At 43.3% G+C, this 26529-nt stretch carries 28 protein-coding genes, 1 tRNA gene, 1 pseudogene and 2 riboswitches; of the genes and pseudogenes, 23 read left to right on the plus strand and 7 right to left on the minus strand.

Going from position 1 to position 26529, the window contains the following annotated elements; translation table 11 throughout:
• The first annotated feature begins 7 nt into the window (after positions 1-7).
• The 7 genes from MGG13_RS01665 to MGG13_RS01695 all read left to right on the plus strand — a co-directional run bounded on the left by MGG13_RS01665 (position 8) and on the right by MGG13_RS01695 (position 6195).
• Positions 8-940, plus strand: coding sequence for an ABC transporter substrate-binding protein (locus MGG13_RS01665; protein WP_239035140.1), 933 nt, complete (start codon positions 8-10; stop codon positions 938-940).
• Positions 930-1895 (plus strand): FecCD family ABC transporter permease, encoded by a 966-nt coding sequence (locus MGG13_RS01670; protein WP_239035141.1) that lies wholly within the window; start codon positions 930-932, stop codon positions 1893-1895. The genes MGG13_RS01665 and MGG13_RS01670 overlap by 11 nt, the downstream gene beginning before the upstream one ends.
• Positions 1892-2878 carry a FecCD family ABC transporter permease gene (locus MGG13_RS01675; protein ID WP_239035142.1) on the plus strand — a complete coding sequence of 329 codons (987 nt, stop codon included), beginning with the start codon at positions 1892-1894 and terminating at the stop codon, positions 2876-2878. Before MGG13_RS01670 ends, MGG13_RS01675 begins: the two co-directional genes overlap by 4 nt.
• Before the next feature lie 94 nt (positions 2879-2972).
• Entirely contained in the window at positions 2973-3635 is a 663-nt protein-coding gene (locus MGG13_RS01680; RefSeq protein WP_133431814.1) for a YjjG family noncanonical pyrimidine nucleotidase, read from the plus strand.
• Positions 3636-3641: 6 nt separating this feature from the next.
• Positions 3642-4568: a LytTR family DNA-binding domain-containing protein gene (locus tag MGG13_RS01685; RefSeq protein ID WP_239035143.1), complete on the plus strand. Its 927-nt coding sequence runs from the start codon at positions 3642-3644 to the stop codon at positions 4566-4568.
• A gap of 78 nt (positions 4569-4646) precedes the next feature.
• Complete coding sequence (locus tag MGG13_RS01690) at positions 4647-5492, plus strand: ABC transporter ATP-binding protein (protein WP_338041211.1); 846 nt, start codon at positions 4647-4649, stop codon at positions 5490-5492.
• Between the two features lies 1 nt (position 5493).
• Positions 5494-6195 carry an ABC transporter permease gene (locus tag MGG13_RS01695; protein WP_239035144.1) on the plus strand — a complete coding sequence of 234 codons (702 nt, stop codon included), beginning with the start codon at positions 5494-5496 and terminating at the stop codon, positions 6193-6195.
• A 44-nt stretch (positions 6196-6239) separates the two neighbouring features.
• Here the strand turns inward: MGG13_RS01695 and MGG13_RS01700 are convergent, their stop codons facing one another.
• From MGG13_RS01700 to brnQ, 3 genes are all read right to left on the minus strand, one after another.
• On the minus strand, positions 6240-6866 hold the full coding sequence (locus MGG13_RS01700; protein WP_239035145.1) for an NAD(P)H-binding protein: 627 nt from the start codon (positions 6864-6866) through the stop codon (positions 6240-6242).
• A 67-nt stretch (positions 6867-6933) separates the two neighbouring features.
• The gene (locus MGG13_RS01705; RefSeq protein WP_239035146.1) at positions 6934-7449 is read right to left on the minus strand and encodes an NAD(P)H-dependent oxidoreductase; all 516 of its coding nucleotides are present in this window, start codon (positions 7447-7449) and stop codon (positions 6934-6936) included.
• A 76-nt stretch (positions 7450-7525) separates the two neighbouring features.
• Complete coding sequence (brnQ, locus tag MGG13_RS01710; protein ID WP_133431808.1) at positions 7526-8866, minus strand: branched-chain amino acid transport system II carrier protein; 1341 nt, start codon at positions 8864-8866, stop codon at positions 7526-7528.
• 145 nt (positions 8867-9011) lie between these two features.
• On the opposite strand from brnQ, the pseudogene MGG13_RS01715 reads away from it, so the two are divergent.
• From MGG13_RS01715 to MGG13_RS01745, 7 genes and pseudogenes are all read left to right on the plus strand, one after another.
• A pseudogene (locus MGG13_RS01715) lies at positions 9012-10142 on the plus strand (SulP family inorganic anion transporter); the annotation flags it as partial.
• Between the two features lie 307 nt (positions 10143-10449).
• Positions 10450-10749, plus strand: a complete 300-nt coding sequence (locus MGG13_RS01720) for a DUF2316 family protein (RefSeq protein ID WP_239035147.1) — start codon at positions 10450-10452, stop codon at positions 10747-10749.
• A gap of 14 nt (positions 10750-10763) precedes the next feature.
• Positions 10764-11606 carry an alpha/beta hydrolase gene (locus MGG13_RS01725; RefSeq protein ID WP_239035148.1) on the plus strand — a complete coding sequence of 281 codons (843 nt, stop codon included), beginning with the start codon at positions 10764-10766 and terminating at the stop codon, positions 11604-11606.
• A 2-nt stretch (positions 11607-11608) separates the two neighbouring features.
• Complete coding sequence (locus MGG13_RS01730; protein ID WP_239035149.1) at positions 11609-12100, plus strand: GNAT family N-acetyltransferase; 492 nt, start codon at positions 11609-11611, stop codon at positions 12098-12100.
• Positions 12101-12186: 86 nt separating this feature from the next.
• Positions 12187-12486 carry a metal-sensing transcriptional repressor gene (locus tag MGG13_RS01735; RefSeq protein WP_133431803.1) on the plus strand — a complete coding sequence of 100 codons (300 nt, stop codon included), beginning with the start codon at positions 12187-12189 and terminating at the stop codon, positions 12484-12486.
• On the plus strand, positions 12487-14874 hold the full coding sequence (locus MGG13_RS01740; RefSeq protein WP_239035150.1) for a heavy metal translocating P-type ATPase: 2388 nt from the start codon (positions 12487-12489) through the stop codon (positions 14872-14874). It abuts the gene before it with no gap.
• A 70-nt stretch (positions 14875-14944) separates the two neighbouring features.
• A complete protein-coding gene (locus MGG13_RS01745; RefSeq protein ID WP_239035151.1) occupies positions 14945-15973 on the plus strand; it encodes a S66 family peptidase in 1029 nt (342 codons plus the stop codon).
• A gap of 55 nt (positions 15974-16028) precedes the next feature.
• Here the strand turns inward: MGG13_RS01745 and MGG13_RS01750 are convergent, their stop codons facing one another.
• Entirely contained in the window at positions 16029-16319 is a 291-nt protein-coding gene (locus MGG13_RS01750) for a PH domain-containing protein (RefSeq protein ID WP_133431800.1), read from the minus strand.
• Between the two features lie 210 nt (positions 16320-16529).
• Between MGG13_RS01750 and MGG13_RS01755 the strand changes: the two genes are divergently transcribed.
• The gene (locus tag MGG13_RS01755) at positions 16530-17738 is read left to right on the plus strand and encodes an NADH:flavin oxidoreductase/NADH oxidase family protein (protein WP_239035152.1); all 1209 of its coding nucleotides are present in this window, start codon (positions 16530-16532) and stop codon (positions 17736-17738) included.
• A gap of 40 nt (positions 17739-17778) precedes the next feature.
• Here the strand turns inward: MGG13_RS01755 and MGG13_RS01760 are convergent, their stop codons facing one another.
• Together MGG13_RS01760 and MGG13_RS01765 are read right to left on the minus strand one after the other, a co-directional pair.
• On the minus strand, positions 17779-18642 hold the full coding sequence (locus MGG13_RS01760) for a homoserine O-acetyltransferase/O-succinyltransferase family protein (protein WP_239035153.1): 864 nt from the start codon (positions 18640-18642) through the stop codon (positions 17779-17781).
• Positions 18643-19917: an O-acetylhomoserine aminocarboxypropyltransferase/cysteine synthase family protein gene (locus tag MGG13_RS01765; protein ID WP_239035154.1), complete on the minus strand. Its 1275-nt coding sequence runs from the start codon at positions 19915-19917 to the stop codon at positions 18643-18645.
• Between the two features lie 63 nt (positions 19918-19980).
• A riboswitch (SAM riboswitch) is annotated at positions 19981-20076 on the minus strand.
• 489 nt (positions 20077-20565) lie between these two features.
• Between MGG13_RS01765 and MGG13_RS01770 the strand changes: the two genes are divergently transcribed.
• From MGG13_RS01770 to MGG13_RS01795, 6 genes are all read left to right on the plus strand, one after another.
• Positions 20566-21708 carry a 5-methyltetrahydropteroyltriglutamate--homocysteine S-methyltransferase gene (locus MGG13_RS01770; protein WP_239035155.1) on the plus strand — a complete coding sequence of 381 codons (1143 nt, stop codon included), beginning with the start codon at positions 20566-20568 and terminating at the stop codon, positions 21706-21708.
• A gap of 68 nt (positions 21709-21776) precedes the next feature.
• Positions 21777-22262: a peptide-methionine (S)-S-oxide reductase gene (locus tag MGG13_RS01775; RefSeq protein ID WP_239035156.1), complete on the plus strand. Its 486-nt coding sequence runs from the start codon at positions 21777-21779 to the stop codon at positions 22260-22262.
• A complete protein-coding gene (locus MGG13_RS01780) occupies positions 22259-22558 on the plus strand; it encodes a DUF3784 domain-containing protein (protein WP_239035157.1) in 300 nt (99 codons plus the stop codon). The genes MGG13_RS01775 and MGG13_RS01780 overlap by 4 nt, the downstream gene beginning before the upstream one ends.
• Positions 22559-22586: 28 nt before the next feature.
• Positions 22587-22657, plus strand: a tRNA-Thr gene (locus MGG13_RS01785).
• A 75-nt stretch (positions 22658-22732) separates the two neighbouring features.
• The gene (locus MGG13_RS01790) at positions 22733-23134 is read left to right on the plus strand and encodes an NUDIX hydrolase (protein WP_239035158.1); all 402 of its coding nucleotides are present in this window, start codon (positions 22733-22735) and stop codon (positions 23132-23134) included.
• Complete coding sequence (locus MGG13_RS01795) at positions 23124-23504, plus strand: hypothetical protein (RefSeq protein WP_239035159.1); 381 nt, start codon at positions 23124-23126, stop codon at positions 23502-23504. The genes MGG13_RS01790 and MGG13_RS01795 overlap by 11 nt, the downstream gene beginning before the upstream one ends.
• A gap of 61 nt (positions 23505-23565) precedes the next feature.
• Here MGG13_RS01795 and MGG13_RS01800 read toward each other — a convergent pair whose 3' ends face one another.
• Positions 23566-25203, minus strand: coding sequence for an FAD-binding dehydrogenase (locus MGG13_RS01800; RefSeq protein WP_239035160.1), 1638 nt, complete (start codon positions 25201-25203; stop codon positions 23566-23568).
• A gap of 466 nt (positions 25204-25669) precedes the next feature.
• On the opposite strand from MGG13_RS01800, the gene rpsN reads away from it, so the two are divergent.
• Together rpsN and MGG13_RS01810 are read left to right on the plus strand one after the other, a co-directional pair.
• A complete protein-coding gene (rpsN, locus tag MGG13_RS01805) occupies positions 25670-25939 on the plus strand; it encodes a 30S ribosomal protein S14 (protein ID WP_239035161.1) in 270 nt (89 codons plus the stop codon).
• An 82-nt stretch (positions 25940-26021) separates the two neighbouring features.
• Positions 26022-26234: a hypothetical protein gene (locus MGG13_RS01810; protein ID WP_239035162.1), complete on the plus strand. Its 213-nt coding sequence runs from the start codon at positions 26022-26024 to the stop codon at positions 26232-26234.
• Positions 26235-26298: 64 nt separating this feature from the next.
• Positions 26299-26475: riboswitch (Lysine riboswitch) on the plus strand.
• Positions 26476-26529 lie beyond the last annotated feature (54 nt).

The raw sequence follows: 26529 nt of genomic DNA on the forward strand, positions 1-26529 counted from the left end.
AAGAAACATGAAGAAACTATGGGTTTTAATGATTGCATTACTGGTGCTGGCAGCCTGTCAGAACGAGACAACTAAAGAGTCTAAAGAAGAGGGAAAGACGCATACGGTGAAACATGCGATGGGCATAACAGAAGTACCTGATGCACCTAAACGAGTGGTTGTACTGACAAATGAAGGAACAGAAGCTGTCGTCAGTATGGGTATTCAACCGGTCGGAGCGGCGAACTCTTATGAAGGCAAGCCGTGGTACCCGCATTTAGCAGACAAATATAAAGACATTGAACCGGTGGGTATGGAGTCTGAACTTAACCTCGAGCGTATTGCGAAGTTAAAGCCTGACCTTATCATCGGTAATAAGTTCAGACAGGAAGCACAGTACAAGAAACTGAGCGCGATTGCGCCGACAGTCTTCTCTGAGGAACTGCGCAGTGACTGGCAGGAGAACTTCAAGCTTTACGCAAAAGCACTGAATAAAGTAGACGAGGGCAATAAAGTACTCGCGGATTACGACAAGCATGTTAATGAAGCTAAAAAAGAATTAGGAGACAAACTGAACAGCAAGATTTCAATGGTGCGTTTTATGCCGGGAGATGTCCGCATGTACCAGAAAGACACATTCTCAGGTAATATTCTGAATCAGTTAGGCTTTAAACGTCCTAAAGCCCAGGATGTGGATGACTTTGCTGTCCGCAATATGACGAAAGAACAGATTCCGGAGATGGACGGCGACTATCTCTTCTACTTCACATTCATGGACGGACAGAAAGAAGTGACAGCGCTTGAAAAAGACTGGATCAATGACGCAGCGTTTAAAAATTTAACAGCGGCTAAAAATAATAAAGTCATCAAAGTAGATGATGGTATCTGGAATACTTCAGGTGGTGTCATGTCAGCAAATATGATGATTGATGACCTGAAGGCGAAGGTTCTTGAGAAATAGAATCAGCTTAGGCATCCTACTGCTCTGCGTACCCGTACTGATGTATCTCAGTCTGTCACTGGGCTATACGCATGTTACGTTTAATGAAATCTATCATTATCTGCAGGGTAAGCCGCATCATGTACTTGAAACAGTCAGAATGCCCAGAATGCTGACAGCGCTCATCGTTGGTATGCTGATGGCAGTCAGTGGTCTTCTGGTACAGAGTGTGACCCGTAACCCTTTTGCAAGCCCGGGTATACTCGGCATCAATAGCGGTGCGAGTCTCGCAGTGATGTTAAGCGTCATTTTCGGTCTGACCAGTACCACAGTGGCTGCTTTAATAGGTGCTCTTATAGTTGCGGGCATGATAATTCTTGCGACACTACTGCCAAAGCGACCGCTCAGTATACTGGAAGTCACGCTGTTCGGTGCCAGTATTGCTGCATTCTGTGCCGCTATCACACAAGGACTGCTGATTATCAATAATCAGGCACTGGATCAGATGATCTTCTGGATGAGTGGCTCCGTGACGCAGAATAAACTGGCTGCACTGAAATGGGTGGGCCCTATTATTATTCTAGGTGTTGCTTTAAGCATCATACTCGCACGTTACCTGGATATTTTTATTGTCGGTGACGACTTAGTGCAGGGACTAGGTGTCAATGTGACGCTTTTGAAAGTACAGATCATCATCGCTTCATCCCTACTCGCAGCGGCAGCCGTCACGCTGGCTGGACCTATCGGCTTTATCGGGCTGGTAGCACCGCATCTTTCTAAAATGCTTTTCAGAGTGAAACATCTGAAACTTATTCCGGTGACCGCACTGATAGGCGCCTGTCTGCTGCTTGCCAGTGATATATTAAGCCGGTATTTACTCATGCCCCGTGATATTCCTGTCGGGATTACGACGGCACTCATAGGGGTGCCTGTATTCACCTATTTAGTTATCAGAAGGCGAGAGGTGATGAAATGAAACTCATCTACAGCGCTCTGTCACTCTTTTTAGTCACATTGATGGCACTCTGTCTTGGAGACAGCTGGTTGAATCCGGGACAGGCAGTCACCGGCCTCTTCGGCACTAGTGATGCCTATACCAATCTCGTTGTGCAGACGATCAGATTACCCCGCATTTTACTGGCCATTGCAGCAGGTGCCGCTTTTGGTATGACCGGCTGTTTATTACAGACGCTGACTCGTAACCCGCTGGCATCGCCCGACGTTATCGGGCTTTCACAGATGGCGAATGTAGGGGCACTTATGTTTCTTGTGCTGTTTACGAGTACTGGGGGAGCACTTTTGTTTCCTATCCATTATCAGCCGGTATCTGCCATCTGCTGCGCACTTTTAGCAGGATTTGTGCTCTATCTCTTTAGTTTCTATAAAAGAGTAAGCATCCACCGCTTTATCTTGATTGGTATTGGCATCAACGCCCTGGCGCAGAGTATGGTGACATTGCTGATTCTGCTCACCAATAAAAGAGCTGCTCAGGCCCATGTCTTTATTACGGGCTCCGTCCAGAATGCGGAATATTATCAGGTCTTAGTGCTGGGCGTGATTCTAGTCGTGCTGACCGGTTTCATTCTGTACTATCATCGTTACTATGATATTTATAAACTTGGACGCGCGACTTCAATTGGCCTTGGCGCCAAATATCAGAAGATAGCTGTTCTGACGTTTGTGATAATCAGTATACTGATTGGCTTTACGGTCAGCTTTGTCGGTGGCATTCAGTTTGTCGGTCTGATTGCCCCGCAGCTCGCTATAATCTTAGCAGGCTCTAAGTTCTATCAGCATGTACTGATGAGCAGCGTGGTCGGCAGTATCATCGTAGTCTTGAGTGACCTGCTCGGCAGGACACTTTTTCTGCCACTGGAAGTACCGGCAGGCGTTTTCACAGCTGCTATCGGTGCACCGTTTTTTATGTATCTCTTATTCAAGAAAAGACAGACTGTATAAGCATCTCTCATATGAGAGATGCTTTTTTGCTTTTACAGACAACATGGCGCCTGATATTAGTTATAATAGACGTAAACAGAAATGAGAGAGACTCATGTATAAACATATTTTTTTCGACTTAGACCACACGCTGCTGGATTTTGCGGCAGGAGAACATATTGCTATTACACAAGTGTTTGAATCTGAAGGACTGGTGATGACGACTGAACTATTCGAGCAGTATCAGTCTATCAATAAAAATCTCTGGCAGGCGCTTGAACGCGGCGAAATAAAGAAAGATGAAGTCCTGACAAAGCGTTTCAGCGATTTCTTTCAGTTGCAGGCTATCACAGTGGACGGGTCCTTAAAGGAACAGATTTTCAGAACAGCGATCAATGACAGCCATCACTTATTACCGGGCGCTATAGACATACTGGATTACCTGAAGAATAAACCCGTCACATTATCATCAGCAACGAACGGTGTGTATACCACTCAGATGAAACGGATGAAAGATGCAGGGATTTATCCTTATTTCAGTCATCATTTTATTTCCGAGGAAATAGGTTATTCAAAACCGCAGCCTGAATTTTTTGCCTATGCACTTAAGAACGCAAATGCTAAACCAGAAGAAGTACTGATGGTAGGAGATTCCATCACATCTGATATTGCAGGTGCTAAAGCAGCGGGCATAGATACCTGTTATATTGGGAGTGAGAAAGTAGACGCTACCTATTCAATCAGCCATCTCATGGAGCTGACAGACATCATAAAATAAGGTGAGGTGAATGAAGTGACATTACTGGAATCGGTCAGACAACTGGAAAATAATCAGCAGCTAAGTATTGTTGCGCAAAAAGAAGCGCGTCAGACATTATCAGACGACTACCGAACTAAAGGGTGGTGGATTGAAAGTTTCACCGAGCCCCTCCATGAGCGACTGACGGTAAAGGAAGCAATCAAGTTTTATGTGAAGTGGTACGGCAGTGCTTATACAGTCGACCAGTTAATACAGATGTTCTATCTTGAAAATGTTCAGAAAGCGCGGATTAAGCACATCTCTCATGATGACTATGTGCTCATCAAGCTATGTGTCGCATTGATTCAGCCGTGTAGTGGCATCATATTCCATGAAATCCTGCACAACCTCCATATAGAGACAATCAATAAAATACGTCAGATTATGCCGAATTTTGAAGAGAAGGGATTTCAGGTCATTCACCTGCTCGCACATATCGACCATGCGATGCTGCTTACTGACACCATCTATCAGGTGAAAAATGATGTCGTCAAGAAACTCGACATTGAAACCCGTGAAAAAGAGGAAACCGCTCAGGAAATGCAGGTCTTTAACGTCTTTAAACTCGCGGTCAAATCAGAGGATAAAACGTTATTCCTGAATCCGGAGGCCATTGATTTTATAGAAGGGTCTGACGGTAAGGTGAATATTCATCTGAACAACGAAAGTTTTCTCGCTGACTATTCTCTGACTGAACTAGAAGAAAAACTCCAGCCATATGGGTTTTATCGTTGTCACCGTTCGTATATCGTCAACCTTCAGAAGGTGAAGGAAATGATCACCTGGTCAAAGAATTCCTACTCGATTAAACTGGACTCTTCCAATGAGAATTTTGTACCACTTTCGCGAGCGAAACTGAAGGAATTTCAGACTTATTTCAATGGTACCACGGTACCATTCACTGAAAAATAGCTACAGTTCACGATCGTTCAATCGAATAAAACATAAGCCTCCTCTACAATTTAAGTATATTGCTAAGGAGGTTTTATTATGACGGTCATTCAAGTACAGCAGGTGTCAAAAGTATACGGCACTAAACATGCAGTCGATCATTTATCATTTAGTGTTCAGTCAGGAGAGATATTTGGCCTGCTCGGTCCAAGTGGTTCAGGCAAGACCACGACGATTAAGATGCTGACAGGCGAAACAGCGATTACGGAAGGACATATCCAGTCGATGGATGTTAGAGACAAAGAGTTACAAGCCTCCAGCTATCGCAAGCAAATTGGTATTCTGTCAGATAACAGTGCCTTATATGAACGCTTAACAGTCTATGATAATTTGAAAATGTTTGCGGGGTTATATGAAGTATCCAGCAGCAGAATAGATGAAGTCCTTCAATTTGTAGGACTAGTTGAAGAGAAGAAAACCATCGTAAAAAAACTGTCCAAAGGGATGCGCCAGAGAATCCTGCTGGCTAAAGCGCTGATCCATCAGCCGCAACTGTTATTTCTAGATGAACCCACATCAGCGCTTGACCCTGTGACCACCATGCATATCCATAAAGGGCTGCTTAATTTAAAACAGCAGGGCGTCACCATCTTCCTGACGACACATGATATGACGGAAGCGGAAACACTGTGTGACCGAATAGCCCTTATCAATGAAGGGAAACTCATTGCATTAGACGAACCGGCAGAGCTGAAATACAAACATTCAGACGACACGATGACCGTGGAAATGAAAGACGGCAGTTCAACGACAATCGGACTTGATGCATCAGGCGCAGACCAAGTAAGCGAGTGGATGAAAGCAGGACAGATCAAGCGACTGCATACCAATGAACCGACTTTATCAGATGTATTTATCAAATTGACCGGCAAGGAGCTGAACTAAGATGAATATGAACCGAATAATGGCTATAGCAGAAAAAGACTTCAAAGAATTTATGAGAAATGCCATGCTGCTGACAATGCCGCTTATACCAATACTTCTCGCTGCTTTTTATACTAGATTACCGTTTGACGAAATGCCTGGTGGCAAGATGATGATTGCTGTTCTCGTAGTGGGGATGGCACTGGGTATGGTCATTACATCATCTATGATGACGATGCTGGCGGAAGAGAATGAGAAGCACACATTAAGAGGACTCATTAATTCGCCAGCTTCAATGTTAGATATATTACTTGGGAAAAGTCTGGTCGTTACTATCATGACTTTTATTTCAATCCTTATTGCGCTGATTATTCTTCAGATCAATATCTTTACTAATTTCTACATGGTAATAGGATTTTTTGAACTTTATCTTTTCTTCTTATTACTCGGTATTGGAGTAGGATTGATGGTCAAATCTGTTTCAGAAACGAGCCTTTATCTCTTTCCTATTTTAGTTATTTTCGTGATGAGTCCGTTGGTTAGTTCGATGGGATTTGATCAGAAAAACATCTTTATCAAAATAGTTGACTATCTACCTGTTAAACAATATATGAACTTAGCAGAGAACAGTGAATGGATGCCGATCTTAATACTATTTATCTGGGTCTTAGTCGCTTTCCTTTTCGTTTCGTTCTTATTCAGAAAAGCAAGCTTGGATCAATAATCACACAAAGAAAGCACACTGATTTTTTTGTCAGTGTGCTTTTTTTATACTTCTTTCATGAGTGTAGTGATATCTTTATCGCCGTTGCTGATTGTCACCACTTTACCGATTGCGTTATCTTGTTCTGCAAGTTCTGCTAGAGCAAGTCCGACGTCTGGTATTGTCACAGTTTGTTCGGTCGCATGATCGCCTTTACCATTACCGGCTTCTTCTTCAAGTGCCACAGCTTGCAGGATCGTATAGGCCAGTTGTGTGCTGTCCATTAAATATTTATCCGCCAGAAATTTTGCTTCATAATATTCTCTTAAGTCACTATAAGGCTTCTCGTCCCATGCATCCGGGTTAAGTGATTCATAAGCACTCAACATGATGTAACGTTTAATGTTATTTTTCTCTGCAGCAAGCATCGTGCGTACTGCGCCGAAAGCGTCTATCTGTAATAAATCTTTGCCGCGGGAGCCTGCAGTGAAGTAAACAATATCTACTTTACCGATTGCTTCTGCAATATCGCTTACTGATTCAGTTAAATCAAGCTTAACTGTCTGAAATCCATCTGCATCTATTTTCTCAGGTGAACGGTTGCCCACTACAACGTTATGATTTTTATCTCTAAGTGATTTTGCTAATTCCAGTCCTACTCGGCCGCTGCCACCTACGATAAATATATCCATGATATCAACATCCTTTCTGAATTAGGGCTATTGTATAATTTAGGAATCAGGGAAGCAACTATTTGAATTACAGGCTTTTGATAAAGGCAGCTAACTCTTTAGCATCTGCTGTGATTTGATCTTCTGTTGCGCTGGCCACATTAAACATAGCGTGATATCCTGCGTAGTGTGCTTTGATATAGATTGCTGTTGCGATATAAGGAGAAATGAGTTCATCTAGACTAAATGTGACTTTACCAGTCTTCTCATAGTTATATTGTTTGTCTCCAATTGAGATAGCGAGTGCTATCTTTTTGCCTTCTAAACTAAAACGAGAACCATGCGCCCATCCTTCTTCAAGAACTTCATCCAGCCATTTTTTAAGTAGCGGAGGAGAGCTGTACCAGTAGAATGGAAACTGGAAAACAATAGTATCATGCTGTTCGATGAGTTCCTGTTCATGGATCACGTCTAGTTTTTCGTCTGGATAAGTCTCGTAAAGGTCATGAACATAAATATTTTCTTGTTCAAGTTCTCTTTTCCATAGGTGATTAACGATGGATTCCTTCATATTGGGATGAGCCAGGATGACAAGTGTAGACATAAACATCTCCTTACTTTTTCTTTTATTTTAACTGACCTCAACAAAAATAAGCAATGAGCACGAGGCTCATTGCTTATTAGTCATTCTGATACTTAATCGGCACCTGTCTGGTCATTAAACTAATCAGATAGCTGATAATGATGACAAACAGCGCAATGGGTAACCATTCCAGTGAAATACTGTAGAAAGGCAGTTTTTCAAATCCTGATATAGATAATAAGTCATTACGATGCATCATGTCGATAATAGAAAAGATGACCATACAGATCACTGTGATTCGTTGGACAATCGGCTTCATCGGGATGATAGAAGCAAGTAATATCAGCAGCATCGTAGTGATTGCTATAGGATAGATCAGAGAGAGAACTGGTACTGACATGCTGATGACCTGGTTGAGTCCTAAGTTCGACAGGACGAAACTGATGAACGAGAAACCGTAGACAAATGTCTTGTAAGGTACTTTCGGCACAACAGAATGAAAATACGTGCTGACTGCGACAATCAATCCGATCGCTGTCGTCAAGCAGGCGATGGTAACAGCAAGACCAAGTAAAATCGCTCCGAATCTGCCGTAACCGAGCTGCGAGATATGAGATAAAAGGTAGACGCCTAGATTCTTATCATTCTTCGTGATATCTGCCATTTCTGCTGTGCTTAAGTTCACGTGATTGCCGATGAATGCAAGAGAGATATAGACAAGTGCCAGAAGTGCACCCGCTGAAACAGCGGCTATGGCAACGGACTTGAAGAGTTTCTTTTTATCAAAAACACCACTGAGCTTGATGGCATTGATAATTAAAATAGAAAAAGTGATGGCAGCTAGAGCATCCATTGTCAGGTAGCCTTCAGATAAACCGTTTGAAAAGCTGGCAGGCAGTGTTGGGAACATCTCTTTATTCCCCGCTGTCTGAGGTGCGTGACCTAATATGAAGAATCCTCTGATGACGATCGCTGTAATGATGATGAGAAGAATCGGTGTCAGTAAAGAACCGATGCGGTCGACGAGTTTATTCGGATTAAGTGAAATATAAGTCACGACGGCGAAGTAGATGAGTGAAAAGAGTGCCAGACTGACTGCGCCAGGATTCTTGATTGCTGAACCGACCGTCAGTTCATACGCTGTTGTTCCGGTTCTCGGAATAGAGAACAAGGGACCGATGACAATATATATAGTAGAAAGCAATAAGATAGAATAAATCGGACTGATTTCATTAAGTGCACCTTCGTATCCACGCTTATCGATTGCACCGACGATAACACCGAGTAAAGGGAGACCCACTCCTGTCAGAACAAATCCTGTCATAACGGGCCAGAAAAAGTGACCGCTTTCTAAACCTAACTTCGGCGGGAAGATGAGATTTCCAGCACCAAAGAACATGGCGAATAACATAAAACCGATACTTAATTGTTTTTTCATAGTCATTTCCTTTTTACTGATTTTAAAGCCTCTAGCATTATAACACTTTAAAGTGCGATTAACTAGCGATGTTTTTCTTATTTTCTGACAACTTAAAGACCTTTATTATGCTATACTCTAACCTGATATTTTAACGGAGGTTATGATGAATAATTCGATAAAAAAAGAATGGCTCGCACGTCCAGGAGCCAATATATTAGCAGGCATCGTGGTCTCACTTGCACTGATTCCTGAAGTGATTGCTTTTTCGGTGATTGCGGGTGTAGATCCCATGGTTGGTTTATATGCTTCATTTGTCATTGCGCTGACCATTGCATTTACAGGGGGCAGACCTGCTATGATATCTGCAGCAGCAGGGGCTATCGCTCTACTCGTCTTTCCTCTCGTACGTGATCACGGTGTGAACTACCTGTTTGCGGCGACGATTCTGATGGGCGTCATACAGATTGTCTTAAGCCTGCTGAAAGTAGGCCGTCTGATGAAGTATATTCCGAATACGGTGATGATTGGTTTTGTGGATTCTCTGGCTATCCTGATCTTTCATTCTCAGCAGCAGCATATATTCGGTTTATCGTGGGAGACGTATCTTTTCACTGCAGTGACCATTTTGATTGTCTACTTCGTCCCAAAGTTTTTTACAAGAATACCCGCGCCGCTAATCGCAGTCGTTCTGCTGACCACTGCTTCTATGATGACAGGGGCTGATGTAAGGACAGTCGGCGACTTGGGGGACATTAAACGCACGCTGCCTCATTTCTTCGTGCCAGATGTGCCTTTCAATATGGAGACGTTACGAATTATTCTGCCGTATTCTCTTTCGATGGCAGTCGTTGGTCTGATAGAAAGCCTTTTAACTGCGCGTATCGTTGATGAAACACTAGATTCTGATAGTGATAAAAACCGTGAAGCAGGGGGACAGGGTATCGCCAATGTTATATCAGGCTTCTTTGGCGGTATCGGGGGCTGCGCCATGATTGGTCAATCTGTGATGAACTTGAAGTCAGGCGGGACATCAAGACTTTCTTCATTAACAGCAGGTATATTTCTGATGCTTATGATTATGGTGCTCGGTGATTTTCTTGTTCAGATACCCATGGCGATATTAGCGGGTATCATGGTGGTCGTTGCTTTCAGTACATTTGAATTCAAGACGTTCCGTTTCATGAAGCGGGCACCGAAAGCAGATGTCCTTGTAATACTAGTGACCATTATACTTGTATTATTGACGCATAATCTGGCAGCAGGTGTGATTGTCGGCAGCGTGCTGAATCTGTTGTTGAAACGAAAAGAAGTTACTTTATAAAAGTTGCAGTAAGGATGCAGTGTGCCCTGATGCCAAGTAAAGTCCCGCAAAAGTGATTAGCTGGACTTTACTCTTCTATTCAGTAAATTAAATAAAGAAAAACAGCGATATACTCTGGTTTTTATCAGGTATATCGCTGTTTTGATTTTCTGAAACGAGACTCATTTTATATTAAGAGTAGAAGATGCACCAATGGACCAATCTATAAGAAAGAAAATAACCGGCTGTCAGATGACAAGATAGAAAGAAAATAGCAACTCATAACCAAAGGAGTGGTGAGATGTCATTAAACAAAGAACAGCGGGCAGTGACCAGCCAGGAACTGAAATCCCATTCCGAAGCATCATCTTTTACACTTGAATCACTTGCGGACAAGATGAAACTGACGCCAGCAGAAATAGAAGCGGTGCTAAATATGCAGGCACCGAATGCATTGTTCCGAAACCGCCTGAATGATTTCATTCATTTAATATGGGATACACGCGATGCGATTAATGAGAATATCAGACAGCGGGGGCAGGAACCAGAAACTTATACGTACTTAAAAGGAGAGAAATCAGATTACTGGTTTCTTCAATAAAAGGAGGAAGTAAAATGAATCAACTCACATTAGAAGGTGCAGAACTCCATTATCATCAAGTAGGTCAGGGTCCAGTCTTAATCTGTATACCTGGCGCAAATGGCACAGGTGATATTTATATGCCGTTTGCTAAAGAAATGGCTGAGCATTTTACTGTTGTTGCCGTAGATCGTAGAGGTTTCGGTGCGAGCACGCTGACGGAACCACTGCCGGAAGAAGCTTCAACGCCGGACAGCTTGTACCGTGTGAAACGTGATGCGAAGGATATTGCGGAACTCGCGAAACATTTAAGTGATGAGCCGGTCTATATCATCGGATCAAGTTCCGGTGCGATTGTAGCGATGCATGTCCTGCAAGAGCATCCGGAAGTCGTGGAGAAAATTGCGTTCCACGAACCGCCGATCAACACATTTTTACCGGATGCTGATTACTGGCAGGAAAAGAATAATGAAATCGTCGATCTTGCGCTAACAGAAGGGATGCCGCAAGCGATGAAGTTATTCAGTGAAACACTCAATGTCGCAGCTATTGATGCAGAAGGTATGAAAAAAGCAGCTGAACCAGGAGAAGGTGGCGTAGACGAGCAGCGTTTCACTGAAATGCAGAACTGGTTTAAATACGAAATCAGACAATATACAACGTCTGATATCAATCTAGATGAATTCCGTCCATATTTAGATAAGATTACTTTACTGAACGGCACAGATTCTAAAGGTTCATTTCCGCAGGACGTCAATGCCTATATTTCTAAGGAACTGGGCATTAACATCATCGACATTCCAGGCGGACATTTAGGCTATGTGCAGAAGCCGGCAGGTTTTGCAGAAGTGATTCAATCTATCTGGCTTGAGAAATAATCATGCAGCTCGAATTTTATGATGAAACTATGTCACAGACACTCCAGTCATTTCAGCTGACAGATGAACAGTTACGCTTCGTCAAGTCACCTCAGCTGAATGTTAAAGAAGCAGAGAAAATGCCATCAAGAAAACCGGTGTTCGGGTTTGACAGGGAAAATGCAGTTGTTTTCTTTGTCCTCGACACGGACAGCGAATATAAAGAGAAGTTTAATGTCTGTCATAGTATTTATATACGTTCATTTGCTGTGGCGCCTGATTATGCCAGGCAAGGATACGCAACAGCGGCTTTAAAAGCCCTGCCGGATTTTGTGAGAACTCATTATGCGGAGATAGAATACATCACGCTAATCGTTGATGAACCGAATCCAGGTGCGAAGGAACTTTATCTCAAGGAAGGGTTTGAACTGGGAGATGCTATCCAAGGTCCCCGTTACCCGGGGTATACGATGAAGAAGCGCAGCAAGACATCTGATTTGACATATACCACATAGGGGTATAAGATGGAACTGTAGAAAAGTTCCATCTTATATTTTTTTGAAGAAAAATATACCCCCCATCCGTATAAAGGAGTGTTGAGATGACTGCAGAGCATAAACATGCTGTAACGCCAAGAAATACAGAAGAAAAAGACAAGATGCTGAAGCGACTGAAACGTATTGAAGGACAAGTACGCGGTATCCAGAAGATGATAGAAGAGGATCGTTACTGCGTCGATATTCTAATCCAGATCAGTGCGATTGAGTCGGCTCTCAAACAAGTCGGTTTTTCAGTGACTGAACGTCATATGAACCATTGTGTGGCAGATGCGATTCGTAAAGGTGAAGGAGAAGCATCCATAGATGAACTGATGAAGGTATTACGACAATTCGGAAAGTAGGTGTCAATAATGAAACAAGTGAACTTACCTATTGAAGGCATGACGTGCGCCGCATGTTCAACACGAATTGAGAAAGTGCTGAACAAAATGGACGGTGTCGATGCCAAAGTGAATCTGACAACTGAACAGGCAGCCATTGATTACGATAGTGACAAAGTAACGGTGGACGATTTGACTGAGAGAGTCGAGAAACTGGGCTATCATGTCAAAGCGACACAAAGTGAATTTGATGTCATGGGTATGACGTGCACCGCATGTTCTAGCCGTATTGAGAGAGTCCTGAATAAACAGCCGGAAATTAAATCAGCGACGGTCAATCTGACGACTGAAAGTGCAGTCGTAGAATATTATCCGGGTAATATGGATGACGCAGCTATCATCCAGCGCATACAGAAGCTCGGTTATGATGCGAAAGCAAAATCAGGCAATGCAGAAAAAGCATATGAAAAAGAAGAGGCGCTGAAAAAGAAAAAATATAAACTTATTATTTCGGCTCTTTTATCTTTACCGCTCTTTCTGACAATGCTGACGCACATTTTTGGCATTCATCTGCCACACATCATGATGAATCCGTGGTTTCAGTTTGCGCTTGCAGTGCCGGTGCAGTTCATTATCGGCTGGCAGTTTTATGTCGGTGCCTATAAGAACTTAAGAAGCGGTGGTGCAAATATGGATGTACTTGTCGCACTCGGCACAAGTGCTGCTTTTTTCTATAGTCTCTATGAAGCCGTGAAAACTGTTCGGCAGCCAGCGTATCAACCACATCTCTATTTTGAGACAAGTACCGTACTGATCACACTGATTCTCTTCGGGAAATATTTAGAAGCACGCGCTAAATCACAGACCACCCGTGCATTATCTTCACTGCTGAGTCTGCAGGCCAAAGAAGCGAGAATCATCCGTAATAATGAAGAAGTGATGATGCCGGTCGAAGCAGTGAAAGTGGGGGACACACTCATTGTTAAGCCGGGTGAGAAAGTACCTGTAGACGGTGTGATTGTTAAAGGATACACAGCGATTGATGAGTCGATGCTGACAGGTGAATCGATTCCTGCAGAGAAAACAGACACTGATACAGTGATAGGTGCCACCCTTAATAAGAACGGGCATATAACCATGCGTGCGACGAAAGTAGGTCGGGATACGGCGCTGCAGTCTATCGTCAAAGTCGTTGAACAGGCGCAGGGATCTAAAGCACCGATTCAACGTATGGCAGATATGATCTCAGGTTATTTCGTCCCGCTTGTCATCGGCCTTGCAGTACTGACATTCCTGGTCTGGATACTGTTTGTGACCCCTGCTTCATTTGAACCCGCCCTTGTTGCGGCCATCGCTGTTCTTGTGATTGCCTGCCCTTGTGCACTTGGACTGGCTACACCGACTTCGATTATGGTCGGTACTGGCCGTGCAGCTGAACAAGGTATCCTCTTTAAAGGCGGCGAACATTTAGAACGGACACATGCGATTGATACGATTGTCTTAGACAAGACAGGGACGGTGACAAAAGGGAAACCAGAAGTGACGGACTTTACAGGTGACACTGAAACCCTGCAGTACCTGGCAGCCAGTGAAAAAGCGTCTGAACACCCTTTGGCAACAGCCATCGTCGATTATGCAAAAGAACAGCAGCTCGCTTTAAAAGAACCGGAGTATTTTGAAGCGATACCGGGTCACGGTATTGAAACACAGATTGACGGACATCGTATCCTGATTGGTAACTGCAAACTGATAGCAGAGCAAAATATTGCTGTGTCGCATGTGGTTGATGAGATGGCTCGTTATGAACAGCAAGGCAAGACGGCTATGCTTATTGCGGTTGATGGCCAGATCCGAGGCATCGTTGCGGTGCAGGATACAGTGAAAGCATCAGCTGCAGCTGCGATTCATGACATGCAGGACATGGGGATTGATGTCATCATGCTGACAGGTGATAACGAACGCACAGCGAAAGCCATTGCTCAGTCTGTCGGTATTGATAACGTCATTGCTCAGGTACTACCTGAAGACAAGGCAGAGAAAATCAGGCAGCTGCAGGCAGCAGGACGAAAAGTCGCGATGGTCGGTGATGGTATCAATGATGCACCAGCCCTTGCATTAGCTGATATTGGTATTGCTATCGGTACAGGGACAGAAGTGGCAATTGAAGCAGCAGATGTAACGATACTGGGCGGTGAACTGACACTGATACCAGAAGCAATTAAAATCAGCCATGCGACGATTCGCAATATCAAGCAGAACTTAGGCTTTGCATTCGGTTATAATGTGCTCGGTATCCCGGTAGCAGCACTTGGTCTGCTAGCACCGTGGATAGCAGGGGCTGCAATGGCGCTGTCCTCAGTCAGTGTTGTGACGAATGCGCTGAGACTAAAAACAATTAATATTAGATAATATCAACGCGTGCTGATACAGCATGCGTTTTTTTGTATAATGTAATGAAACAAATAAAGGGGATGTTAAGATGATCAAGCCGGTAAAATTAAAAAAAGGGGATACAGTAGCTTTAGTGTCATTATCCAGCGGCTTGGCAGGTGAGGAGAATCTCAGATGGCGGACAGAACAAGGGATTGAGCGGCTGGAGAAAGTATTTGGACTACATGTGAAAGTAATGCCGCATGCATTGAAAGGAATTGAATATCTCTATCAGCATCCTGAAAAACGTGCACAGGACTTGCACCAAGCTTTGCAGGACAAAGAAGTAAAAGGGATTATCTGTGCAATCGGTGGATATGAATCGATTAGATTGCTACCTTATATCGATTTTGACATTCTTAGAAAAAATCCGAAAGTATTCTCAGGTTATTCTGATACAACGGTTCAGCATCTGATGTTTTACCAGGCAGGCATCTCAAGCAGTTATGGTCCGGCACTCCTCACTGATTTTGCGGAGAATGTTGAGATGGATGATTATACAGTTGATAACATTAAAAAGACTTGGTTCAGTAGTGAAGTGATAGGAGAAATAAAGCCGGCAGCACAGATGAGACAGTATGGACTTAAATGGGAGCCGGAGAATCAATTTATAGCACGTGATAGAATGTTAAATAGTGGCTATGAAATTTTGAACGGGAGCGGTAAAGTGCAGGGACATTTAATCGGTGGCTGTCTGGAAAGTCTGGCAAAACTAAGAGGTGTATCCATCTTTCCGACAGTTGATCAGTTTAAAGGGGCTATCTTTTTTGTAGAGACCTCAGAAGTCTATATTAAGCCGCATGAACTAGAAGAAGAGCTGCGTTCTTTTGCTGCAATGGGTATATTTGATGCCGTGAATGGTGTGATAGTCGGTAAACCGCAGAATAATGTTTACTACGATGAATACAAACTATCCTGGCAGAAGATTATGCAGGAATACGGTCATGAAAATCTGCCTATTCTTTATAACGCGAGCTTTGGTCATAATGAGCCGAAATGCATACTGCCTTATGGTCTGCAGGCGGAGATAGATACAGAAACATTGACATTTAAGGTACTTGAATCCGCAGTCAGATAAAAAAAGTCTTAACAGCAAATTGACCCAAACAGTCACCGTTTGGGTCAATTTGCTGTTAAGATCTAACTTCATCAAGAAAACGCATGATGTGTTGACGATTGAAAACCACAAGTTTATGCTCAGTACCGTCTTTAGTGCTTACAAGAATCCCGTTAGGAACAAGACCTAATGTATTACGTTTAGAGACAGATGAAATGTCGTTGTAATAAATGAATGGATTGTGCTTCTGGATATTAAGTGCATGTGGTTTAAATTCAAAGCCGTCATCGTAGAAATGTAAGTTGCCGCCGATACTTTCGAATCCTTTGATATAGTTGGCTTTTACAGATTGACCTACATAGTTCATGAGACATGCCTCCCTTGATAGAATATATAGATTTAATATCATAGTGTAAATTAACTATAACATATTCATGATAATAATATTACTACCATAAAAATTAAAAATCATAGTGGTAAAATATATCTGAATAATCGTAACTGTATGTCAAGGCGTGCAGTTCAGTTTGCTTACAAGCTCGTAACGGGTACAATTAAGTCAAAAGGAGTGAGTGATATGACAAAACAGTTATTTGAGCCCCTGACATTGAAGAATGGGATTACGATTAAGAATCGTCTCTATAAAGGAGCGATGAGCGAGGCACTTGGGACAAAGGATTATGGTCCTACAGAAGAGCTCATTCATGTCTATCGTCGCTGGGCGCATGGCGGTATCGGTATGTCGCTTACCGGCAATGTTATGGTCGACAGCCGCTATTTAGGAGAACCGGGTAATGTCGTCATTGAAGATGAAAGACATTTAGAGATGTTGAAGAAATGGGCAGAAGCCGGCACTGAAGATGGCAGTCATATCTGGATGCAGATTAACCATCCGGGTAAACAAAGTCCGAAGTCGATGACTAAGAAACCTGTGGCACCAAGTGCAGTGCCGATTACAGGACCGGCCGGCAGTGGTTTCAATGCACCACGGGCGATGACAACAGAAGAAATCAAAGATACTGTGCAGCGTTTTGTCACAACTGCTGAAGTAGCGAAGAAAGCAGGTTTTACAGGTGTACAAATTCATGGTGCACATGGCTATCTAGTGAGCCAGTTTCTTTCACCGCGTGATAATCAGCGCACAGATGAGTACGGCGGAACTTTAGAGAACCGTATGCGGTTTCTAGTAGAAGTCTACGAGGGAATGCGTGCTGCACTTGGCAAAGATTATCCGATCAGTCTGAAAATCAATTCTACTGACTTCAGGGAAGACAGTTTCACTGAAGAAGAATCAACTGCAGTCATCAGACAGATGGCAGAACTCGGTATTGATTTAGTCGAAATTTCAGGTGGGGACTATGAGAAACCGAAAATGATGAGTGACGGTGAAGTCTATTTTCTGGATTATGCACAGAAAATCAGTCAAGAAGTTGATGTCCCGATAGCAGTCATCGGGGGCTTCCGTAAGAAGACAAGTATGGTAGATGCACTTGCACAGACAGATGTGGCCATGATCGGTATCGCAAGACCGCTCGTGCTGCGTCCGGATCTGCCCAATCGCCTGGCCAACGGCACTTATCGGGATATAGAGCTTCCACGTCTGACAACAGGTATCAAGTTACTCGATCAGACACTCGGCGGTTTCTCAGGCCTGACTTATTATGAACAGCAGATCAGCCGTCTTGGTCGAGGACTGCCGCCACTGAAGCATACCAATGGCTGGTCACCGATTTTTCATCTGATCAGGTCACATGGCCCTGCTGCTTTATCACCTAGACGACGCTAGTCATATGACAAGACGCGCAAAGTTAATTTGCGCGTCTTTTTTATCCGGTTTGCTCATTTTTATGTTTCACTATTAAGGTGAGCCAGTTCATATAAAACTGTCTGGCGTGATGTGACCACTGATTGACGGGTTGATTCAAGGGTAGATTATCCGGGAAATAATGGGCGGGAATATAGGCATTATTTTTCTGTGAGTCCCGGCTATATTCTTCTTTCAGTGTGTCAGTGTCGTATTCCAGATGCCCGAGCACAAAAGTGTCATGCGAATCAGAGGTTGAGATGATATCAGGGCCCAGCTCATCATTAAAGGACAGAACTATGACTTCTGACTGAGTATCCAGTTCAACAGTAGCATGTCTGGACTGAGGCACTTGATAGAAAGGCACCAGGCCTTCTGTCAGCGGATGCTCCTGGGTTATATAATATGGATAGATACCTGATAATTTCTGCGGCAGCAGTTTTTTTTCGATGCCATAATAGTGATGAAGCGCGAAGAGAGCCCCCCAGCATATAAAAAGACGGTAAGGTATTGCCTGCAGCCGGTCAGTCAGTCGACGAAGTGTGCTGATATAACGGACTTCTTCGTAATCAAGGTGTTCGAGGGGTGCGCCTGTGATAATCAGACCATCAAACTGCTCAGGATTGACGTTATCTGCCGGTATATAATAAGACTGGCAGGCATAATAAGCAGGATTAACAGACTCTGGGTTATCGATATAAGCGAACGTGACCCTGATATCGACAGGGAGACTGTGAAATATCTGCAGCAGCTGCTGTTCAGCACGTTGTTTGTTCGGCATCAGATTGATGACTAAGAGGCGGATATCTCCATTATTCCCTGATGATTCATCCAGCTGCAGGTCACTCAGTGTTTCTGGATGGCAGTTAGTATGCGTGATCGTCATTTAAACGGCACTGAAGCCTTTCTCTAGGTCTTGGAGGATGTCATCAATATGCTCGATGCCGATAGAGACACGGATGGTTTCAGGTCTGACGCCACTTGCGAGTTGTTCCTCCGGAGTGAGCTGTGCATGAGTTGTTGAAGCTGGATGAATGATCAGTGACTTGGCATCACCGACATTGGCCAGCAGCGAAAACAGCTCGAGCGCTTCGATAAACTTACGACCGGCTTCATAGCCGCCTTTCAAGCCGAACGTGAAAATAGAGCCGGCACCTTTTGGCAGATATTTCTCTTTCAGTGCATAGTAAGGACTGCCTGACAGACCTGCATAGTCGACCCATTCAACTTGTGGATGCTGCTGCAGAAATGCTGCCACTTTCTCTGCATTTGAAACGTGACGTTCCACACGGAGTGAGAGGGTCTCTAGCCCTTGTGCCAGCAGGAAAGCATTGAATGGTGAAAGCGCAGCGCCTGTATCACGCAGAAGAGTCGTTCTGATTTTCGCAGTGAAGGCGACGTCACCGAATGTTTCGTAGAACTTCAGGCCATGGTAGGAAGGATCAGGGTCGCTCAGTCCCTTGAATTTACCATTGCCCCAGTTGAAATTGCCACCTTCTACAATGACACCGCCGATAGATGTCCCGTGGCCGCCGAGAAACTTGGTCGCTGAATGGACAACGATATTAGCGCCATGATCAAATGGTCTGCAAAGATAGGGCGAAGCGAATGTATTATCTACAACGAGTGGAATATCATGTTTTTTGGCGATTGCAGCGAGAGTCTCGATATCTTCAATATGCCCCTCAGGATTGCCGATAGTCTCAACGAAAACTGCTTTTGTCTGCGGCAGGATTGAAGCCTCAACTTGTTCAGGACATTTAGTATCAACAAGCGAGACGTTGATACCGTATTTACGAAAAGTATGCGTCAGTAATGTATGAGTACCACCGTACAGACTGCTTGAAGCGACAATATGATCACCGCTTTCTGCCAGTGCCTGCAGTGCGTAGGTGACCGCTGCCATACCTGAAGCAACAGCAAGTCCCGCAGTCCCTCCTTCAAGTGCAGCGACACGGCTTTCAAAAGCGGCTGTCGTCGGATTGGTCAGTCGTGAGTAGATATTCCCTGCTTCCTTTAAGCCGAACAGATTAGCCGCATGCTCAGTATCATCAAAAGTGAAGGAAGTCGTCTGATAGATGGGCAGTGCTCTAGCATTCGCATCATTTTTCTCAGGTAGACCGGCATGTAGCTGTAAAGTTTCGAACTGATAATTTGTCATAACTGAAAACCTCCTTGAAATAGAAAATACACTTATCCAGGAGGGGATAAGTGCATACGCACAGACTCATCTCTCAGGATATTCCTGCTGGAATTAGCACCTTACTGAAAAGGTTGCCGGGTTTCGTAGGGCCAGTCCCTCCACCACTCTGGATAAGCAGTATTTAATTAATCACTATCTTATACAGTCAGCAATTGAATGTCAATCGCTTTTTGACAATATAAAATTTTCTGATTTCTTGTTGACAAGACTGAATGGTCTTTATATACTAGCGTTAATTTAATATTCTGAAAGCGAAAAAGAGAAAAAGTAATGACAAGTTCTTTTCAACAGCGAGCTTCTGTAGGTGAAATGAAGCAAAAGACTTGTGATGAAAAATGGCCTCTTTGCTGCAAGCTGAAAGTGTGAACAAGTAAGTGATGTCCGAGAGTTGGCGCTCGTTATCAACGTCAAAGTATACTTCTGTGTACTTACTGAGGCTCAGTCAGTGATGGCTGCGCGAATAAAGGTGGTACCGTGGGCAACCCCTCACCCTTTACTAATAAGTAAAGGAGTGTGGGGTTTTTTAATTTGCTATGGAATATGACATGTTGAATTTAGATATAGAACTCAGTACAGAGACAATTAAAAATAACGGAGGAATGAACAATGACAGCAGATAAGACAGTACAACCGAAATTTGATTATGTAGGCAGCTTCCTGAGACCGGAGAATCTGAAAAAAGCACGCAGTCAATTTGAACAGGGTGAAATCACACAGCAACAGCTGACTGAAGTTGAGAATCAGGAAATCATCACACTGATTCGCAAGATAGAAGAATTAGGGTATACGACAGTGACTGACGGCGAGTTCAGAAGAAGTTACTGGCACCTGGATTTCTTCTTCGGCTTTAATGGGATCGAACGTCAGCTGCTGGAGCAGGGCTATCAGTTCCATAATGTTGAGACGAGAAAAGACAGTATCAAATTTGTCAGCAAGATTTCAGGTGAGAATCATCCATTCGTCGAACACTTCAAGTTTGTCCGGGACCATGCATCCAGCCATGTAACCGTTAGACAGACAATCCCGGCCCCTGCACAGCTGCTCGTTGAACTGACACGCCCAGGTGTCAAGGAGTCAGTAGAAGCCATTTACGATTCACGAGAAGCAGTGAAAGAAGATATTATCAAGACTTATAAGCAGGTGATTGATGATCTGTATAACGCAGGCCTCAAAGTTCTGCAGCTGGATGACTGTTCGTGGGGCATTCATCTTTCTGAGGAGACAGCGAAAAAAATTCATGGTGAAGGAAACGGCACTTCCATTCCGCTCGATGAACTGAAAGCAGAACTGCTTGACATCAATAACCGCGTCATTCATCAGGCACCGAGTGACCTTATCATCAACACACACGTCTGCCGGGGAAATTATCAGTCAGACTGGGCAAGTGAAGGACCGTATACAAAAGTAGCTGAAGAACTGTTCGGCAGGGAGGATGTACATGCTTACTATCTTGAGTATGATACAGAACGTGCAGGCGGCTTTGAACCCCTTGAGAAAGTCACTGGTGGTAAACACGTAGTCCTTGGGCTCATCACCTCCAAGTTTCCGGCTCTTGAAGACAAGGAAGAGGTCAAAGCACGTATTGATGAAGCAGCAAAGTATGTACCTGTCGAACGACTGAGCATCAGCCCACAGTGCGGCTTCGCTTCAACAGAAGAAGGTAATCTGCTGTCAGAAGAAGAGCAGTGGGCAAAACTCAGATGGGTTAAGGAGATTGCGGAAGAATACTTTACAGAAGCGGGGAAATAAGACAGAGGGCATCTATAGGTGCCCTTCTATTATGTTTACTGTATAATTTTGATAAGGGAGTGGTGTGCGTGGAAATAATTTATCTGGCAGGCGGCTGTCTTTGGGGGGTACAGGCTTTTATTAAAACAATACCGGGTGTTATCACGACAGAAGCGGGCCGTGCAAACGGAACGAGTGATACACTGGATGGACCATACGATGGCTATGCTGAGTGTGTGAAGACAATATTTAATCCTGAAGAAGTAACGGTAGAGACACTGCTTGAAAATCTATTTCTGATTATTGATCCTTACAGTGTCAATCAGCAGGGAATCGATGTCGGAGAGAAGTACCGGACAGGTGTCTATAGTGAAGATAATACGCATCTTGAGATGGCGGCTGCATTTATAAAGAAGAGAAGAGACAGCGACCGGATAGCTGTTGAAGTCAGACCGCTCACTCATTATATTCCGAGTGCAGAAGAACATCAGGATCATCTGGATAAGTATCCGAATGATTACTGCCATATTCCTTCTGAGCTGCTGGACTTATATAGAAGGGAGGAAAAGAAATGATTGGAATAGCACTCTTATTTTTCATCGTCGGTCTCTTTATGCTGGCGGGTAAAGGCAGTTTTCTTGTGGCCGGTTATAATACAATGTCTGACGAACAGAAAGCGAGATATAATGGTAGACGTATCACACAGGCAACAGGTGTTATTGCTATATTATCAAGTGTCTATATGATGGTGATTGAGTCTCTGCATGTTAATTCAAACTGGCTGACTGCAGGATTTGTCATCGTTATTCTCCTGTACGCTGTTTTGATCAATACACATCCTTTTTTTAAAAATCATATTGAAAATCAGTAAGTTTTTGATTAGACTAGTAGATAGTCGCGCCTCCATAGTTAAGTGGTATAACACATCAATGGTAATGATGAATCCTCAGTTCGATTCTGGGTGGAGGCATAGTGCACCGAAGTCTGATCAGGCTTTGGTGTTTTTTTGTGGCATCGCTGTAATAGAAGAGAAAGGATGAAGCATATGGCGGATATTAAATGTGCAGCTTTAGTCTATATCAAAGATGAGCAGCTGTTGTTAGTTAAAGTAAGAGAACTCGAGAAATATTATTTACCCGGCGGTAAGATTGAGGACGGAGAAGAACCACTGGCTGCTGTAGTACGTGAAGTTCAAGAAGAGCTGAATGTAGAGCTTGAGCAGGATAAAGTCCATTATCTCGGCTGTGTTGAAGGCCCTGCTTATCCTCAGAATGCCACTGTATCACTCGAATGTTTTACGTATAAGGGCTCACTAGCTCAAGCAGTAGAGCATAACGAAATTACTGGATTACGCTATTTTGATCTTGCACACAGTGAAATGATTGCGCCCGCTGTTCTTGTGCTTATTGATAAACTGAACAGTCAGGAGCTTATATATGAGAAGTGAAGAAATTTTATTGCAACAGCTGCCAGAGGAATTAAGGCGACTAGTTGAAAGACAAGATGTTGAAAAAATAATCGGTTATTTCTTTGAGTATGATATTGAAGAACATCGTATTGCTGATGCGCTGTCACGTTATGCGATTACTGCTGAGGATGCAAACTTGCACCTCGCTGCTGCTGAAGTGTACAGCCTGTGTCTCCCTTATCTCGATGATGCATTTGAACTGGCCTTCTTTCATGAATGGCGTGCGCTGGAGTTAACTGATTTTAGTGATAGAAAGATGATGGAGAATTTTCTTGAGAATAAAGAGCATCCTGATTTTGATATCATTCCAGCGAGTTATTATCACTATATAGAAGATAAGATAAAATAAAGAGCCGTTGGAGAGAATCCAATGGCTCTTTATTGATAAAAAATCATACTTTCTAGAAATCTTACTTTGAATCAATACCGATAGCCGCGCGTAACCCGCTGAAGATACATCCTCCCAGGAAAGTGCCTTCCAGTGCACCGTAACCATGTACACCTCCGCCGCCGAAGCCTGCGACTTCTCCGGCAGCATAGAGACCCTCTATCAGTTCTTCGTGCTGATTGAAGACCTGGCTGTTCAAGTCTGTCTGAATACCGCCAAGGGTTTTACGACTGATGATATGCAGTTTAACGGCGATCAGTTTGCGGCCGTCCAGAAACTTGTGCGGCTTTGCTGTCCTGATCAGCTTATCTCCCAGAAAATGTCTAGCGCCGTTAATGAACGTAATCTGCGGGTCTTTACTGAAAGGATTATCCACCTGCAGATCACGCAGCTCAATCTGTTTCTTGATTGTCTCATAATCCAGTAAATTATTCCCGGCGAGTCTGTTCATCTCTGAGACTAAATCTCTTAAGTTATCTGCTTCAACAAAGTCCGCGCCGTCTGTCCGGAATTTTTCGACAGGACCCGTTGCCTGACTCGATAGACGTTCTTTCAGAATCTGTCTGTAGTCTTTACCGGTTAAGTCAGGGTTCTGCTCAGAGCCGGACAATACGAACTCTTTTTTTATGATATCCTCCGTGAGTATGAACCATGAGTAATCATAACCTGTTTTACTGATTGATTCCAATGTATGGAGGGTATCAAAGCCAGGATAATCAGGTGCTGAGAAACGTCTGCCTGTCGCGTCAAACCACATAGAAGAAGGACCGGGGATAATACGGATACCGTGCTGCTGCCAGATTGGACTATGATTCTGAATACCTTCTGTATAATGCCACATACGGTCTTTATTCACCAGACGGACGCCGGCATCCTCACTGATTTTCAGCATTTTGCCGTCTGTTGAATCGGGTACACCCTGAATCATATGTGCCGGTGCTTTACCCAGTCTCTTCGGCCAGTTCTGTTTGATGAGTTCATGATTCGCACCGATTCCGCCCGTCGTTATGATTAAGTGCTCAACTGGCAGCTCGAATGTATCAATCACTATCCGCGAAGACGGGGCGCCACGTTCTACATCACTCGGTTCTAAAATATTCCCTGAGATTCTCTGCACTTTATTATTTGCAATAACCAGATCTGTGACCTGATGTCTCGGCAGAAATTTAAACGACTTATGTGCAAGGCAGTAGTTGACGAAAGGTTCAATCAGGCCGGGGCCTGTCCCCCAGGTGATATGGAAACGAGGTACTGAATTGCCGTGACCCTCAGCACTTGAGCCGCCGCGTTCAGCCCAGCCGAGAACAGGTGCGAATTTAATGCCCATCGATTTCAGATACTTTTCTTTCTCAAAGCTTGCAAAGCGGATATAAGCTTCAGCCCATTTCACAGCCCATTTATCTTCATCATCTAATCTGTCAAAGCGTGCTGTTCCCATCCAGTCATTAAGAGCAAGTTCATACGAATCTTTGACCTGGAATTTGCGCTGCAGTCCCGAATTTACGAGAAAGAGACCGCCGAATGACCAGAATGCCTGTCCCCCTATTGCTTGAGCCGGCTCCTGATCAAGCATCATGACTTGATGACCTCGTTTTAGAAGTTCAGCTGCAGCAACCAGCCCGCTTAAGCCTGCACCAATAATCGTTACTGTTTTCATCATAATGAAGCTCCTTTTTCTATTCTTTATAGTTAGTATAAATCAAATATTCATATAGAAGTAATGTTTAAGTCAAAGAAGCTGGCATTAGTGTTGACCATAAGAATTCATTATAATAAAAATTATATACTATAGAGCTGGAAGAGGTTAATCAAATATGAAAGCTTACTTGCTGTTATCTATCATTATGATAGGCATCGCCATCATTTATCTGGTTCTCTCTCTATTGATGCCGACAAGCGTGCGGATTAATTCCGGCTTGATCTGCACCGCGTTGTCTGTCCTATTTTATCTAGTATACAGAATAGACCGGCCTTGAACTTACATTTGGATTCTATCAGATAGATTTGTTTCTGCAAGACGATGAATTTCATTGTTAAAAGATTGCTTCTTCGTTTGCGTAAAAAAGAGAGCTGTGCTATATTTATAAAACGTAATTATTACGATTTATAAATACAAAGGAGTTATTATGGCTAAAAAATCAAAAATCGCAAAAGAGAAGAAAAGACAAGCATTAGTTGAGCAGTACCGAGAAAAACGCGAGCAGCTGAAACGTGAGGGAAACTACGCAGCGCTCGCAAAACTACCGAGAGATTCATCACCGACAAGACTGACAAGACGCTGTGAATTAACAGGCCGACCTAGAGCTGTCTATCGTAAATTCAAGCTGTCACGTATCGCCTTCCGTGAGCTGGCACATAAAGGCCAGATTCCCGGTGTTAAGAAATCAAGCTGGTAGATTTTCTCGTATTAATATTAAAACATACTGTTCGTACAAGACTTTTCAATATCGTTTTGTGGCAATCCCAGGCACTTTAACGTTGAATGATCAAACAGGTATCCTAATTTTTGAATCCGAAGAACTGGCTAATATTACGGAGTCATTTGAAATCGATAAAATAGAGAAAGTAGAACTATCTAAGCCGTTGTTGAATGAAACATTAGGTATTTATTATAAGGGAGACTGGTATAAATGGACTTATTTTCTAGATGAGCATTATAAGGAAATTTATAGTCAGCTTGCAAAAAAATAATATGTTGGCAATTTTCTGTACATTTTAAGAATGGTTATGTATAATTTATGTATAACAATTTAATAGATAGAGATGAGGCGCATCGATCATCAGTAAGTAAAGTCTGGAATCTGCAAATACTTTACTGAAAGGGTGAGATGCCGAAATGTATCAATTCTTGCAGGGATTGATATGTTGGATCATTGAGTTAAGAGCTCTTGGTTTGTCATTATTTGAAAAATAATGGAGTGCATCACTTGTAAATAGAGTAAACAAGTTCATGCCATTATGAACTTGTTTTTTTGTTTTCAGATGC

This window comes from Macrococcus brunensis (assembly GCF_022343725.1).
Classification (GTDB): domain Bacteria; phylum Bacillota; class Bacilli; order Staphylococcales; family Staphylococcaceae; genus Macrococcus; species Macrococcus brunensis.